Below are 16,615 nucleotides of genomic sequence, written 5' to 3' on the forward strand. Positions count from 1 at the left end.
CTAGAAATAACTAATGTGCTAGAGGTGGTATATTGAAATCTAAAAAGTCTAAAAAAGCTAAAAAATGTAATAAAGAATATATCACTTTAAATTGCAAAGAAAATAGTAAAGTAGAAGTTGAAAATAAAGCTAAAGATGAAATTAGTGAGAAGGCTAACAATAATAATAACAGTAGTAATAATAACAATAATAATGATAACAATAATAATACACCTAATGTAAATATAGAAGAATTATTATCTAAATTAGATATGTTAGGCTTATCTAGAGATACGATTTATATAATATTATTGGTTATACTTACTAATAATAACAATAATAATACACCTAATGTAAATATAGGAGAATTATTATCTAAATTAGATATGTTAGGTTTATCTAGAGATACAATTTATATAATATTATTAGCTATACTTGTTAATAATACACCTAATGCAAATATGGAAGACCTACTATCTCAATTAGATATATTAAATTTATCTAGAGATACAGTTTATATAATATTATTATCCTTACTTGCTAGTAATATTATCAATAATAATAATACACCTAATTCAACTACAGAAGCATTATTATCTCAATTATGTACAATAAATTTATCTATAGACACAATTTATATAATATCATTAGCTGTACTTTTATACATTTATTATTTATATAGTTTAAGAGCAAAAGTTTTAGATGGATTATGTAATACTAATGAATCAAAGGAATTTATTGATACAGAGAATTTTCCTAAAATGATAAATTTACTACTTCTATATTCAACAGGAGTATTTTTAGATATTAATTATAAGGCTTTGCAAACAGCTATATTAGAGAATAGATGTAATGAAGACAAAGGTCCAGTAATTACAGCTTGGAAAGTGTTCTTAGCTAGTTTATTAAGATTTATTTCAATTGCTATAAATATGGATAACGTAGATATGTAATTAATTAAGAGTGATAAAGTAATTTTTACTGCTCTTGATTAATTATAATTTTTAAAGAGCCTGCGACTAATTATGTAAATGTAATTAATCGCAGGCTCTTTAATATTATATTAAATTTTAAAACCCAGTAGTATAAGCTATTGTAAACTACCAACTGCCTATTTGGCAGGGGCAGAGTCATTGGTTAACTACTGGGTTTATTATAGCATTTTACATTTACCACAGTTATGTATCCATTTTTTATGTTTACTACTATTAAATAATAATATACTATATCAAAAAAGAAAGTATTATTGGGAATAGCTAGATATATGATTAATTTAATAATGGGAAATCATGAAAAAAATAACAGTTTTTATGATAAAATATATTTATGTCAGTAAAAAGGAGGATTAGTATTAAGAGGATATAAATTCCTCTTTTTATTATAAAATTTTATAGATAAATTATGTAAATGTTAATAATGAGGTAGTGTGATAATAATATTATAAGGTGCTATTAGAGCGTTTTGGGGAGGGAAAGGTATGCTTGATTATAATTTCTGTGTAAAACTAATTAAAAGATTGACTTTAATTATGGACAAAGATATTAATATTATGGGCTTAGATGGTGTTATTATTGCATCAAGCAATGAGAAGCGTATTAATACATTTCATGAAGGAGCAAGATTATGTGGAAGTAGCAATAGAAATGTAGTAATTAATTCATCTAATAGGCATATGTATAGAGGCTGTAAAGAGGGAATTAATATGCCTATTACATATGATAATAAGGTTGTAGGGGTAGTAGGAATTACAGGAACCGTAGAGGAAGTATTGCCTTATGGCCCACTTATTAAGGAAATAGTTGAGTTAATTGTAAATGAATCAGATACTGAACTTTCAAAAAAAGTAAAAAAGAATAATGTTGAAAACTATTTTAAAGATTTAATTCAAGGTATAGAGATACAAGATTTAGATGCATACTACTCAAGAGCAAAATTACTTGATTTAAACATATCTGATTCAAGGAAGATGGTAGTGTTTAAGATAAAGGAAGAAAAAGATGACATAATGAAAAAAATATATGAAGACATTGAAGGACAGTTTAAAAAACTTCTTTATAATGTAGATGTCGAAATATTAAATTTATCAAATAAAAAGTTAGTGCTTTTATTTAGAAATTGTAGTGATGTAGAAGGGTATATAGAAAAGCTTAAAGATAAACTAAGCAGTAAGAAAATTAACAATTATATTTTTATTATAGGAGAAGACTGTAATGATATTTTAGATTACAAAAGAGCATATTCGCAAATATCATTAGTAAACTCTATTCAAACTTATGATACAAAGAAGAAATTTATAAATGTAAAAGATTATGACTTAAAACTTTTAATGAAAGGAATTTCTAAAGAATTTAAAACTAGGTATATTAAAACATATTTTCCAACATTATTCCAAGGTGCAGATAAAATAACAGATGAGATGATTAAAACAATAAAGGTTTACTTTTCAAATAATATGATGGTAAGTGAAACGGCAAAAATTATGTATGTTCATAGAAATACAATCACCTATAGACTAAATAAGTTTAAATCACTATATGATGTAGATTTAACAAAGCCATATGAATGCACAAAAATATATTTAGCTATATTAATTTATGAAGATATTAAGAGAGAACTAAAAAATAGATAATGTATAAATTGTTTTATGCATAATGCACAAATAAATTATCAGAAAATTTAGTTTATTTTGGTTACTATGCACATTGTTCAGAAGTTTGTAAATGTTTACTATAGGGATATAGAGTTTTTAAAGATAGAGATGAGGTGGTGAGCATATGAAGGTACTAATTGCTCCAGATTCTTATAAAGGAAGTTTATCTTCAATAGAAGTGGCAGACTGTATTGAAAAAGGGATAAAAAGATATAGCAAAGATATAGAAACTATTAAAGTTCCTATGGCAGATGGAGGAGAAGGAACAGTTGAAACTCTAGTTAATATAACAGGAGGAAAGATAGTTAATATAAAGGTTTGTGATCCATTATTAAGAGAAGTAGATTCATTTTATGGAATACTAGGAGACGAGAAAACTGCAGTAATTGAAATGGCAGCGGCTTCAGGATTAAATTTACTTAGCAAAGAAGAACTAAACCCATTAATTACATCTACTTATGGGACAGGGCAAATAATAAATGATGCAATTGCAAAAGGATGCACAAACTTAATAATAGGAATTGGAGGAACTGCAACTAATGATGGAGGAGCAGGTATGCTTAGAGCATTAGGATTAAGATTTTTAAATGAAGATGGAAGAGATATTCCCGAAGGTGGAAAAGCGTTAATGGAGCTTCATCACTTAGATAGTAAAAATCTTAATAAAGCAATATTAAGCTGCAACATTAAAGTTGCATGCGATGTTGATAATCCACTTTGTGGTCCTAATGGAGCATCAGTAGTTTTTGGTCCACAAAAGGGAGCAAATGAAAATGACATAATGAGTTTAGATAATGCATTAAAGCATTACTCAAAAATATTAAAAGATAACTTCGAAGTCGATGTTTTAGATGTAGCAGGATCTGGAGCAGCTGGAGGAACAGGAGCAGCTTTTATAGCTTTAGGAGCAAAGCTTGAAAGTGGTGTAGACATAATCTTAAAAGAAGCTAAGTTTGTTGAAATTTTAAAAGATATAGATTTAGTTATTACAGGAGAGGGAAAGATAGATTTTCAAACAAAGTTTGGTAAAACACCTTCAGGAGTTGCAAGAGAAGCAAGTAAAGAAAATATACCAGTAATTGCAATATGTGGAGCTATGGGATCAGGATATAGGGAATTATATGATTATGGATTTACAAGTATATTTAGTATTAACAATAAACCCATGACTGTAGAAGAAAGTGTTGAAGATTCGAGGGAACTTATAGTAGATATATCAGAACGTATAATGAGGGTGATTTGTACAAGCTACTCAAAATAGTAGTAATGTAAAACTTAATTAAACTTTAGTAAGAACCTAAGAATAAAAATCAATTTAAAGGGGGGACTATTATTAAATTTATATTATTTATACTAATGTCTCACTTGACAGGAGATTATCTTTTTCAAACTCAACATTTGTCTGAATGTAAAGGAAAAGACAATTATGTACTATTTGTTCACTCAATTTTATACTCCTGTGGAATTATGGTTATAGCTTACATTATGGGATATTCATTTACAGCCGTTGAGCTTGCAATAATAGCAGCTACACATTTTCCAATAGATTATGTAAAGGCAAGAGGAATATCCCCTAAATACATAGGAGATAAATATGCATTATTAGTGGATCAAGTGATTCACTACATTATATTAATATGTATCTTTGCTTTATAGCTTAAAATTTAGATAATTTTATCAAAAGAAGTAAGCCTTGATTAATAGAAGGGGGAAATAAATGAAAACTGAAATTACTCCTAATATGGAAATAAAAAATAAAAAGAAAAGAATACTTACTTTAAAGAAAAAGGATGCTTTAACAGGGTGGTTATTTGTATCACCAGCATTAATTGGGTTTTCAATATTCACATTTGGGTCAATAATATACTCATTTTATCTTTCACTAACAGATTATAATCTAATGACAAAACCAAAATTTGTAGGACTTGAAAACTATATTAGGGCATTTACAAAGGATGATTACTTTTATAAATACTTTGGAAACACATTATACTTTGTAGTTTTCCTTGTACCAATAGTACTTATTATTTCATTATTACTAGCATTGCTAATAAATAAAAAAGCAGGGAAGCTAAGTAATGCATATAGAGTCGCTCTTTTTCTACCAAGTATAACATCTACTATAGCAGTGAGTATGGTATGGCTTTGGATATTTAATCCTGATATGGGGATTATAAATAATTTCTTAATTTCAATAGGTTTTTCTAATCCACCAATGTGGTTAAATAGCACAGAATCAAGCAAGATGGCTCTAATAATAATGCGTGTGTGGCAAATGAGTGGATATTATATGCTTATGTTCCTTGCAGGACTTCAAACTATACCGGAAAGTCTTTATGAATCATCTGATGTTGATGGAGCAAATGGGATACAAAAATTCTTTAAAATTACAGTACCAATGCTATCAAATACAACCTTTGTAGTAATTATATTATTAGTAATTGAAGCATTTAATATGTTTGAATCAATTTTCATAATGACTGGGGGAGGTCCACTTGGATCAACTAGTACAATTATGTACTACATTTATGAACAAGGTTTTGGAAATTATAATATGGGATATGCATCAGCAATAGCTTGGATATTCTTTGCAGTAATTATGGTAATTACAATGATTCAATATAAATATCGTAATGAGCAAGGAGGGGAATAAAATGAATTTGGGAATGAAAAAGAAAAAATCAATAGGTAACGTCTTTTACCATATATTTATGATAATCCTTAGTTTAGTTATGATATATCCATTTTTATGGGCTTTTATGTCATCTTTTAAGCCAGTTCAAGAGCTATATTCAGGGAATCCGCTTAATCTTATTCCTGACACATTTACTATGCAAAATTATGATAGATTAATGGAAGTATTACCTTTTGGTAAGATGATGTTTAACTCACTATTTTTATCAATAACTATACCAATAGCAATGATAGCAGTAGCATCATTAGCAGCTTATGCAATTACAAGAATTGAATTTAAAGGGAAAAACATATTATTCTTTGCCTTTATTGCAACTATGATGATTCCAAGTCATGTTACTCTTATACCAAACTATAAAATAATAACTGATATGAATTTATTTAATACATTTACAGCATTATTTTTATCCAGTATGTTTACAGCTTCTAATGCATTTAATATTTTCTTCTTTAGACAATACTTTTTAAGTATTCCAAAGGATTTAGAAAATGCAGCAATAATAGATGGTTGTTCAAAAATAGGAGTTTTCTTCAGAATTGTATTACCTAATGCAAAGCCTGCAATAGCAACAACTATAATATTATCATTTAGAAGTGTATGGAATTCATTTTTATGGCCAATGCTTGTAATTAGTGATTATGACAAGCTTCCAATTACAGTAGGATTAAAATATTTAAAAGAATGTGAACCCAATTGGGCTGTATTACTATCAGGAGCAACATTAAGTATTATACCTATTGTAATAGTATTCCTAACTCTTCAAAAATACTTTATGGCCTCTACTATGAACTCGGGTTTTGGTGGGAAATAGAGAAATTATTTTAGATTATAAAAGCAATTGATAATTGTTTTTAATAATAAACTATAAAAATAGGGGGATTTGCTATGAAAAATAATATCAAAAAACTATTAATTATGTTATTAGCTATGATAATGACAATTGGACTAGTAAGCTGTGGCGGGGGAAAAAAAGCTGAAGGTGATAAGAAAAAAGATAATGGTAAGCCAACTACATTAAAGGTTTATACATGGTGGGATATTACTAAATTTGCTCATTTACAAAAAATGAAGGATCAATTTGAAACTGAAAATCCAGATATTAAATTAGAATTTGTAACAGTTCCAAGTGATTATGCCAATACTATGGTTACAAAGCTTGCTGGCGGAGAAATTCCAGATGTAATGATGCTTGCAATGGATCAAGTTCCACGTTATGCGAAATCAGATACTATTATGGCAATTGATGATTTAGCAAGTAAAGAATACAAAGAAGCACTATATCCAGTTGTAAAAAAAGCTCTTACAGTTGATGGTAAGATGTATGCAGCAGGACGTGATGTTACTCCTAGAGTAATGTATATTAATAAAAAGATGTTTGCTGATGCAGGCATTGAGATTCCAAGTGATAAATGGACAATGGAAGAATTCACTGAAGTTGCTAAAAAATTAACTAAAGGTAGCGGAGCTGATGCTCAATGGGGATATTATTGGAAGAACTTTACTGATCAAACCTTTGCTCATATTGCCGCATTTGGAGGAGGATTATACTCAGAAGACGGAAAATCAAGTGTATTTACAACTGATGAAAATACAAAGAAGGCAGTTCAATTTATGTATGACTTAAATAATACTTACAAAGTTTGTCCAACTAATGCACAAGCTGGACAATTTGGAGATAATGAATATTCAGCATTTATGGCTAATAAAGTAGCTATGCAAATGGGATCATTATCAGCAGCATCAATCTTTGATACAAATAAAACTGACTATACAGTTTTACCAATTCCATATGTAAATGGTGTTAGTAGATCAACATCCTTTGTAAATACATGGACTATTCCAAAGAAAGCAGCTAATCCAGATTTATCATGGCGTGTAGTTGAATTCTTATCAGGTAAAGAAGGACAACAAATAGCTTTAGATATGAAGTTTGGATTACCAGCATCTAACCTTGTTGATACAACTGCATTTGTTGGTGAAAAACCGTACAATAAATATTTTGTTGACTCATTAAAGGATGCAGTACCATTCCCAGTTAATATAAATGGTTCAGAGTTCCAAAATATGTTCCAAAAGGAGTGCGAAGCATTATGGGGGGGATCTATAAGTCCAGAGGATTTTGCTAAACGTGTAGATGAGCAAGGAAAAGCAATTTTAAATAAATAGAAAAGATAAATTTGGGATGGTGTGTACCTTCCCAAATTTATTATAAATTAAAATATTCTAGGAGTAATAATATGAAAAAATTTTTAGTTTGTGATGGTGGTGGAACAAAAACTGATTTTTTAGTTTTTAATGAAGAGGCTGAAGTCTTAGGATATTGTCAAAAATCTGGTGCCAATGCTAATTTTATTAGCAAAATTACGGCAATTAATAATGTTTTAGAAGGTATATCAGAATGTATCTTAAAAGCTAATTTATCAATAAAAGAAATAGAATCAATAACATTATTTATACCTGGTTTTGATGAATGTAAAGAAGAACTCAAATCAAGACTAAAAGTAAATAACATAACTTGCTTTGGAGATATAGACAATGCCTTTTATGGTGCACTAGGAACTAGTAAGGGAATAGTAGCACTATCTGGCACAGGCTCATTTGCTGTAGGAATTTCAAGTAACGATGAAAAAATTTCAACTGGTGGATGGGGACCATTAATTGGTGATAGAGGTAGTGGCTATCATATAGGAATACTTCTACTTGAAAAAATAGTAGATTTTTATGATAGGGATATTAAATTAGGATATCTTAGGGACTTATGCTTTAGTGAGCTAGGTGTTAATAATGAGATTGAAATGCGAGATGAGATATATAAGCAGGATTTTACAAGAGAGAAAGTAGCAAGTCTTTGTAAAGTTGTAGCTAAGGCTGCATCAAATAATGATAAGTATGCATTAGAGATTTTAAGAGAGGCTGCGAAGGAATTAGTAAGGCTTGTAGCTTATGTCAATGAGAGATTAGGAAAGGATCAATTGAAGGTTTCATTAATTGGAGGGGTATCTAAAATAGGCAAAGGATTTATAGATATTTTCAAGGAAGAATTAGAATATCAGTGTAGTAATTTGACATATTCTCAGCCAATGTATGACCCATTAATTGGTGCAATGCTATGTGTATTAAAAAATGAACTAAACATTAATATAGAAAGTAATGTAATAAAGAATAATTTGAAGAAATATAAAGGAGGCTATATAAAATGTTAATGGATAAATATTTTGAAAATATGAAAAAAGTTTTAGTTGATATTGAAATATCTCAAAGAAAAAAAATTATTGAAGTTTCAGAGGAGATAGCAAAAAGGTTAGCTAAAGGACAAGCTTGGCACATTATGGATACAGGACATATGTTAATGTTTGAAGGTGTGGGGCGTACTGGTGGAATGATGGCATTAAAGCCAATAAGAATTACATGTGAAGTAGATAATCCAGTTAGATATAGACCTTCAGCTTCAAATGGAGCTATAGGATATGATACTATACCTGGATTTGCTGATTTTGTTATTGGAAGGGCTAATATTTTACCTGGAGATATAATTATGATTGGATCAGTTTCAGGGTATAAATACTTCCCAGTAGATTTAGCTTTAAAAGGGAATGAAATTGATTGTTTAACTATTGCTATTACAACAGTAGATTATTCAAATAAATTAAAATCAGAACATCCAAGTGGAAAGAGATTGTTTGAAGCATGTACTTATTCTATTGATAATCGTAGTAATTATGGCGATACGCTTGTAGAGGTTGAAGAACTAGGACAAAATATATGCCCTGCAAGTGGAATAAGTGCAAGTTATGTAATGTGGGCCATTCAAAGTACTGTAGTTGAAAAACTACTAGAGATGGGATTAAAACCAAGTGTTTATATATCAAATCATATGCCAAATGCGACAAAAATTAATAGTGATGCAATAGATAACTATACAAATAATGGATACTAAAAGAGGTGTGTTATGAAATTACAAGGTAAGACTTTTACTGCAGAATATTCTTTTGATGTTAATAATTTTATTAGTATAAAAAATTTAGTTACTAATGATGAGTATATAAAAAATAATCCCAAGTCTCCAATAATTTTATTATATGCAATCAAGGATAATGAAAAAATTGAGTTAATTCCTGAAAAAGCAAAAGTTATCGAAAATGAAGAAAACCAAACAATTATCATTGAAAGCTTTTCTAGCTTCAAAGTGAAAGCAAAAATAAATTTATTTGCAAGAGAAGATAAGTTAATAATAAGTTCGGAAATAGAAAACTTAGAAGAATCTTTAGAGATAGTTGAAGTATTAATGCCAAATATATCAGGAATATATCTTGGAGAAACTTTTGCTGATGATGTTATTATTTATCCTCATCATGCAGGTGAAAAAACAATAAATCCAGTAAAGGAATATGGAAAAAATAAGAAAGATTTTTGGCGTGCAAGCAGTGTTAAATATAAGGATTATTACAGAAGAGAAATAAATTACTGTGGACTGGCATCTATGAGTTGGATGTATTATTACGATAAAGAAAATGGATTATATATTGGTAGTCATGATGAAAGATTCCCAGTTACGGGGATATTAGCTGAAACAAGTGGAGATGATAAAAATCCTTGGATGGGATTTTCATTTAGAAAGCATAAAAAAATTAAATATGGTGAAAAGTACAATACAGGAGAATATGTAGTAGCAATTACAAATAAAGATTGGCATTATGGTTCAAAAATATATAGAAAGTATATAGAAAAATATTTAGATTTTAATCATAACCCAGAGTACTTAAAAGAACAATATGCATTAAATCAATGTTATAACTTTAAAAGGTCAGGAGCCATAGAAAATACCTTTGATAAAATTCCATATCTTTATGAAAAAGGAAAAGAACTTGGAGTAAATCATATGTTTATTGCTAGTTGGAATAGGACAGGCTTTGATTCTTTTTATCCAGAGTATTATCCAGATATGGAGCTTGGCTCAGCTATGGAATTTAGAAGAGGACTTGAATATATAAGAGAAAATGGAGGTATGTCAACCTTATATATTAATGCAAGAATATTTGATGTCAAATCTGATTATCATAAAACTTTAGGTGAAAAGATGGCAATTAAAACTCATAATGGTGAAAGTATTTTCGAAACTTATGGACCAGAGAAATTTACCGTAAATTGTCCATCAGATAAATTGTGGAGAGAGTTTTTATTAGATACAGCAGAGTTTACAGTTAAAGCTTATGGCTCAGATGGCATTTATTTAGATCAACTTGCTTCAGCAGAGCCAATGCCTTGTTACAATAAGGAACATAGCCATGAAGATATTGGTGACTTTAATAATGGTTATGTATATGTTTTAAGGGAACTTTTAAGGAGAATTAGAAAACACAACAAGGATTCTTATATAATGACAGAAAACTGTGGTGACATTTATGGAAGTTATACTTGGGGAAATTTAACTTGGAATGGTGCAGATTATGATGAGCATTATAATGTTTTTAAATATACTTTCCCTGAGTTTGTACAAGTTAATATGGTAAATCCTAGAGGTTGGGAAGAGGATGAAAATAAAAAATATAAATGGTTTTTTAGAGATATGCAAAGGGCTATAATTCTTGGAAATATATTATGGTTAGGAATAACAACAAGACTTACTGAAAAAGCTGGGGAATACCATGTTTATGCAAAAGAAGCATTAAATTTTAGAAAGAATATACATGAATTTGTAAAAGAAGCAGTATTTTTGGACAACAAGTATATAGAAGGTATTACGGAAGAGTGCGATGCAGCAGTTTATGAAATATCTGATAGTAAACATGTAGTTATTGCAGGAAATTGTAGTAAGTTAAAAGAAGCAAAATTAAAATTAGCCTTAGAAAAAGAAATTAAGACAATAGAGTCTTACGATATTAGCTGGAATAAAAAAGATATAGAGGTTAATAAAAAGGAATTTGAGTTATCTATGGAAGAAAGTAGATTATATTGTTTTATAATAAATAGTTAATAATTTATAGGGGAAATTAAACTTCAACTAGTGGTTAGCATTCTAAATATAAAATTAAATTTTAATTATGTTTAGGAGGAAATTATGAGGGGATTTAATAAGGTAAAACGGGGTATTTCGTTAATAGTGTCAACACTTTTATTATTATCAATGGTACATTTTAAACCAACATTTGCTGAAGGAACAAATAACAAAAGAGTCATTAATATTGTAATTGATGGCTTATCAGATAAAATGTATGAAGAAATAAAGGAAAGAGGAGTAGAGACACCTAATATTGATTTATTAATTAACAATGGGACAAGACTAAGAGAAGTAGAAACTGTTATTCCTGCTTATGGAGGTTCACAAGCAGCAGCTTTAACGGGGGCAGATACAGATACAAATAGATTTTTATATAGATATTATGATAGAAATAACAATACATGTATAAATGATACAAATGTGGCTTTTAAAATGGAAGCTCAAACTATATTTGAAAAGTTTATAGAAGATAATAATGGAATAAATGTACTAGCTACTGGATGGCAACTTGCTGATAAATCTATTGATGGTAGAGGTGTTTATAAAGAAGGTAATGAAAACTATGTTCTTAAAGAATATGATAAAGGAGATAAGCTTTTATCAATAGAGACAGTAACAAAAGATATAGTGGAAGCTATTAATAAGGATAATACACCAAGACTTATAACAGCTTACTCTAATGACATAAAAATGGTGGGATGGGGCGGAACAGACTCATCAATAAATAATAAATTAGATGATACTATAAGACTTATTGATGCAAATATAGGAAAAGTTATAAAAGCTTTAAATGATAATGGAAAGTATGATGATACAACAATAATTTTAAATTCATTATCAACTGTTTATACTATTGGAAGTAAAATTACTACAGCAAGTTTAGCTAGTAAAATAACATCAGCAACAGAGGTAAAGGCAGTGGAAAGTGGTGGCGGACCAATTGTTAATGATGCAAAAGTTGTAGTTGTTAAGCAATATATTATGTCATTTGCTCAATTATATTTTACTAATAAAGCTACTGAAGAAGATAAAACTAAGGTATTAGAATATTTAAATGATAAAACAAATGATATAGGTGAAAATATTGAAAAAGTATATTCTAATAAAGAGTTAGGTTTATCAAGTGACTACTGTGATTATTTAATTAATCCAATAGAAGGAAAAAGTTTCTCAGCAGCAGCCTCAGGGGTATTTAGGACAGATAATTTAAATTATAAAGAAGTATTTTGTGTAGTTTCAGGAAATGATATTGAAAATGGTAGTGGTGTTAAGGGGCAACTAAGTATTAAAGATATTCCAGCAACTATTTGTAATATTCTTAGAGCTAATGCACCTAATAATAATGAAGGTAAAGCATGGATATTTGAACAAGTATCAGCAGCACCAAAAGTAACAGTAACCTATCCTAAAAACAACTTAACAGTCTATAAAAATGTAATTACTTTAACAGGAACTGTTGATATGGACTCAATTGTTAAAGTAAGTGGTATTGAAGTATCTACTTTAGATAATAAATTTTCAGCAGAAATAACATTAAGTGAAGGTAATAATGATATTCATATTTCAGCTACTAATAAAGATGGTAAAACTTCAAACTTAGTTACTAAGGTTAAATATGTAGTTAAGCCTGAAATTCCAGAAGGAAATACAGTTGTATATATAAATTGGGATGGATTTGCTAATTATTATGTAGACTTAGCAGAAGAACAAGGTAAAATTCCAACACTTAGTAATATAAAAAATAATGAAGGTGTTTATTTTTCAAATGCCACTACAGGAATTCCTTCAATTACAAATCCTATGCAAGCTGCAATAGCATCAGGAACAACATCAAAATATACAGGAAATAGCTATAGATATTTTAATAAGGATCAAAATACAGTTATTCAAGAAGCTCCATCAAGAAGAAATGAAAGCGAAACAATGGCTGAAAGCGTAGTAAGACAAGGGTTAAATGCTTTATCAATAAATCAATTTGCCTTTGAAGATAGAGGTACAGTAATTGGTGATGAGGTAAACCCATATATTAATGCAGATCCAGGCACAACAGGATACACAGATGCAGTTGCACGCTTTGATACAGCTATAGAACTAGTTAAAAACCTAAAGGTTTCAGATATAACTTTAGATAAACTTCCAAGATTTATATCTTTATATATGGATGATTTAGATGGTGTAGGACATAATGAAGCTGAAACTTATGGGGTAAAACTTGCTAAAACAGAAGAAGAAAGAAAAGAAAATGTAGTAAATAGATTAGAATTAATGGACAAAAAGTTAGGTGAATTTATTCAAGCTTGCAAGGATTCTGGAGTTTATGACAAAATGACTTTTGTTTTAACAGCAGATCATGGGATGGCAAACTTTGGTTCACAAAACTCTCCTTTAGATGATAGTACAAAGAGTAAATTGCCAGCTTTAACTAGTGCAATAGAAAGTTTAGGTGATGGTTTTAAATGTGAATTTTTACATCCAAGTCAAACATCAGTACCATCAGAAGGAACAGATATAGCTATTGTAACAGTAGGTTTACAAGCACAAGTTTCATATGTAGGTGAATTTGATGAATCTGTAATAGCTGAAAAAAATAAAAAAATATTAGAGGTTCTTAAGGACCAAGATTACATTGGTGAAATAATGCTACCAGATGAAATGGAAGAAAGAGGTGTAAGAAAAAGTTTTGCGGACTTAATAGTATCACCTAAAACTCCATATCATTTCCATGGACCACAAGTTTCAGCTTTAACTGCAAGAGGACAACATGATAGCTTAGAAAAAGAAGCTCAAAATATTGCTTCTTTTATGTGGGGAAATGGAGTTAAAAAAGGAGAAGTTTATACTGATAAAATTTACAACTCTCATTTTGTTCCTACAATGTCTAAATTATTAGGCTTAAATTTACCAATTGATTCTACAGGAAATATTTTATACAACGCCTTAGAGCAGTCAGAAGTTGAAGAAGAATATATAGAAATGATAGAAGCTGAAAAAGCTACTTTAAATGGATCAGCAAATAAATATTTTGATAATAATGCTTCAGGAGAGATGGCTATTGGTGGATTAAGTAGTGAGGGTGCTTATACAGAATTTATAAATGTACCTAAAGCTAATAAAATGGTTGTTAATTATTCTTCTAAAGATGATGGAAGACTTGTAATGTATGTTAATGACAAGGTAGTTAGAAATATATATTTTCCAGAAATAAATTCAAATAATAAGTATGAAGGAAAAATTATAAATATTAATTTGAATGAAGGAGATACAGTTAAGTTTGTTTATGAGTCAGCTAATGCTTCAGCAAAAGTAAATTTAGATAAAATAGAATTTTATAGTAATGAAGCTCCAAAGGAAGAAGAAAGCAAAACAGGAAAGCCTTTTACTTTAGTAATGACTCCAAATGGAAATACAGAAACTTCAATGGGATTTGCTTGGTATACAGATAAAGATGTTAAGGGGACAAAGTTAGAAGTAGTTAAGGATAGTGGACAAGATATAGATTTTTCTAAAGCTACAGTATTTAATGGAGTATGTGAAACAGTAGGTACAAAATTAAATGGTGATAATGCAGTTTATGAAAGTCATAAAGTAGTTGCTAGTGAATTAGAAGCAGGAACAAAATATTTTTATAGAGTTGGAGATGGAACTACTTGGAGTGAAATAGGAAGTTTTGAAACAGCTAGTGAAGGAGAGTTTTCATTTTTATATTTAACAGATGCTCAAGGTAAAAATGAAGGTGACTATGATGTTTGGGCAAAGACACTTAATGCTGCCTTTAGTAGGTTTAATGATTCTAAACTCTTTATAATGGGTGGAGATATGGTTGATGCAGGTTTAAATGTACCTAACAATGAGCAAGAATGGATACATTTATTTGAAAAGGCTAAAGGTGATTTATTAAACTTGCCTATGGCTCCAGTTGTAGGAAACCATGAAGGAAGAAATAACACAGGATTTAATAATCATTTTAATTTACCAATAACTAATGATGTTATGGCTACTCCTTTAAATTCAGTTTATTCCTTTGATTATAATTATGTTCATTTTGCAATGCTTAATACAGAAATGGCAGAAAGTCAGGAAATGTTTAAGCCACAAGTTGAATGGTTAAAAAGAGATATGATAGCAACAGATAAAAAGTGGAAAATTGTTGTTCTTCATAAACCTTTATATAGTACGTCATCACATATTAAAGATAAGGATATAGTAGAAGTTGTTAAACCAATGTTAGGGCCAGTTATAGACGAACTAGGTATAGATTTAGTTCTTCAAGGCCATGACCATATATATGCAAGAACAAGTCAACTTTATAATGGGGAAAAAACTGGTGACGAAGTTACTGACGGAAAAGTAAAAGATCCAAAAGGAACTATGTATTTAATAAGTAATACATCAGGATTTAAGTATTATGATCAGCATCCAGATGCTAATCTTGATTTGTTTGAGAAGACTGAGCAACCAAAGGATCAAGTATATACAGGGATAAAAGTTAATAATTCAGAGCTGAAAATTGAATCATATCTATTAAATGCAAATAGTTTGTATGATAGTTATACAATAGAAAGAACAGATGTTGCACCTAATAAAGTTCAAAACTTTATGATAAGTAAAACTGATGATGGTAAGATAAAACTTACATGGGAACGAGTAGATAATGCAAAGGAATACGTAATTTATGAATTAGATAATAAGCTTAATAGCAATTGGTCAACTAGAGTAGAAGCTAAAGAAGATACCAATTCTTATGAGATTAATTTAGATTATGATTACTCAGAGGACTATAGATTTGCAATTAAAGCTGTCGGGGATAGAGCATATTCAGGTTACACAGAGGCAATAACAGAAGAGGTAAAAACTTTAATTGAAGATATTAATAATTTACCTGATAATATTACATTAAAGCATAAATCATTAGTTATGTCTTTAATAGATAGATTCAATGCTCTTTCAGAAAAAGATAAGGCTTTAGTAACTAATATAGATAAGTTACAAGCTGCTGTAGAAAAAATTAAACAGCTCGAATCAGAAGAAAATGAAAAGCCAGGTGGAGATAACGGAGAAACAGGTGGAGGAAATGGCAGTAATAACGGAGGAAATACTGATAATGGTGGAGGTACAAATAATAATGGAAACACAGACAATGGTGGAAATATAAATGATAATAATATTATTCCAAATACAGGTGACGCTATAGGGTATTTTAGTATGGTCATACTTGCACTTATAGCTATATCAGTAGGAGGTTATTTGATAATGAAAAATAAAAAAGTAGCTGAATAAAAAGAGAAGGCTTGGA

11 protein-coding genes are annotated in these 16,615 nt (G+C 29.3%); all 11 read left to right on the plus strand.

Annotation, left to right across the window (positions count from 1 at the left end; genetic code table 11):
* Positions 1–32: 32 nt before the first annotated feature.
* A complete protein-coding gene (locus tag ACZJV1_RS04875; RefSeq protein ID WP_460286440.1) occupies positions 33–932 on the plus strand; it encodes a hypothetical protein in 900 nt (299 codons plus the stop codon).
* Positions 933–1,456: 524 nt separating this feature from the next.
* Positions 1,457–2,608, plus strand: a complete 1,152-nt coding sequence (locus tag ACZJV1_RS04880; protein ID WP_460286441.1) for a CdaR family transcriptional regulator — start codon at positions 1,457–1,459, stop codon at positions 2,606–2,608.
* Positions 2,609–2,753: 145 nt separating this feature from the next.
* On the plus strand, positions 2,754–3,890 hold the full coding sequence (locus ACZJV1_RS04885; RefSeq protein ID WP_463651620.1) for a glycerate kinase: 1,137 nt from the start codon (positions 2,754–2,756) through the stop codon (positions 3,888–3,890).
* Positions 3,891–3,985: 95 nt separating this feature from the next.
* Positions 3,986–4,285, plus strand: coding sequence for a DUF3307 domain-containing protein (locus ACZJV1_RS04890; protein WP_460286443.1), 300 nt, complete (start codon positions 3,986–3,988; stop codon positions 4,283–4,285).
* Positions 4,286–4,346: 61 nt separating this feature from the next.
* Positions 4,347–5,282, plus strand: coding sequence for a carbohydrate ABC transporter permease (locus ACZJV1_RS04895; protein WP_460286444.1), 936 nt, complete (start codon positions 4,347–4,349; stop codon positions 5,280–5,282).
* A 1-nt stretch (position 5,283) separates the two neighbouring features.
* Positions 5,284–6,135 carry a carbohydrate ABC transporter permease gene (locus tag ACZJV1_RS04900; RefSeq protein ID WP_460286445.1) on the plus strand — a complete coding sequence of 284 codons (852 nt, stop codon included), beginning with the start codon at positions 5,284–5,286 and terminating at the stop codon, positions 6,133–6,135.
* A 74-nt stretch (positions 6,136–6,209) separates the two neighbouring features.
* A complete protein-coding gene (locus ACZJV1_RS04905) occupies positions 6,210–7,490 on the plus strand; it encodes an ABC transporter substrate-binding protein (protein ID WP_460286446.1) in 1,281 nt (426 codons plus the stop codon).
* Positions 7,491–7,561: 71 nt separating this feature from the next.
* Positions 7,562–8,527: an N-acetylglucosamine kinase gene (locus ACZJV1_RS04910; protein WP_463651621.1), complete on the plus strand. Its 966-nt coding sequence runs from the start codon at positions 7,562–7,564 to the stop codon at positions 8,525–8,527.
* Positions 8,521–9,261: a sugar isomerase domain-containing protein gene (locus tag ACZJV1_RS04915; RefSeq protein WP_463651622.1), complete on the plus strand. Its 741-nt coding sequence runs from the start codon at positions 8,521–8,523 to the stop codon at positions 9,259–9,261. Before ACZJV1_RS04910 ends, ACZJV1_RS04915 begins: the two co-directional genes overlap by 7 nt.
* A 12-nt stretch (positions 9,262–9,273) precedes the next feature.
* Entirely contained in the window at positions 9,274–11,298 is a 2,025-nt protein-coding gene (locus ACZJV1_RS04920; protein WP_463651623.1) for a DUF6259 domain-containing protein, read from the plus strand.
* Positions 11,299–11,424: 126 nt separating this feature from the next.
* Positions 11,425–16,599 (plus strand): alkaline phosphatase family protein, encoded by a 5,175-nt coding sequence (locus tag ACZJV1_RS04925; RefSeq protein WP_463651624.1) that lies wholly within the window; start codon positions 11,425–11,427, stop codon positions 16,597–16,599.
* Positions 16,600–16,615 lie beyond the last annotated feature (16 nt).

The sequence above is a fragment of the Clostridium sp. LS3 genome, assembly GCF_055330225.1.

Coding starts and splice junctions, on each gene's coding strand:
- ACZJV1_RS04880 (WP_460286441.1), top strand. CDS start 1,457: ATGCTTGATTATAATTTCTGTGTAAAACTAATTAAAAGATTGACTTTA.
- ACZJV1_RS04885 (WP_463651620.1), top strand. CDS start 2,754: ATGAAGGTACTAATTGCTCCAGATTCTTATAAAGGAAGTTTATCTTCA.
- ACZJV1_RS04890 (WP_460286443.1), top strand. CDS start 3,986: ATGTCTCACTTGACAGGAGATTATCTTTTTCAAACTCAACATTTGTCT.
- ACZJV1_RS04895 (WP_460286444.1), top strand. CDS start 4,347: ATGAAAACTGAAATTACTCCTAATATGGAAATAAAAAATAAAAAGAAA.
- ACZJV1_RS04900 (WP_460286445.1), top strand. CDS start 5,284: ATGAATTTGGGAATGAAAAAGAAAAAATCAATAGGTAACGTCTTTTAC.
- ACZJV1_RS04905 (WP_460286446.1), top strand. CDS start 6,210: ATGAAAAATAATATCAAAAAACTATTAATTATGTTATTAGCTATGATA.
- ACZJV1_RS04910 (WP_463651621.1), top strand. CDS start 7,562: ATGAAAAAATTTTTAGTTTGTGATGGTGGTGGAACAAAAACTGATTTT.
- ACZJV1_RS04915 (WP_463651622.1), top strand. CDS start 8,521: ATGTTAATGGATAAATATTTTGAAAATATGAAAAAAGTTTTAGTTGAT.
- ACZJV1_RS04920 (WP_463651623.1), top strand. CDS start 9,274: ATGAAATTACAAGGTAAGACTTTTACTGCAGAATATTCTTTTGATGTT.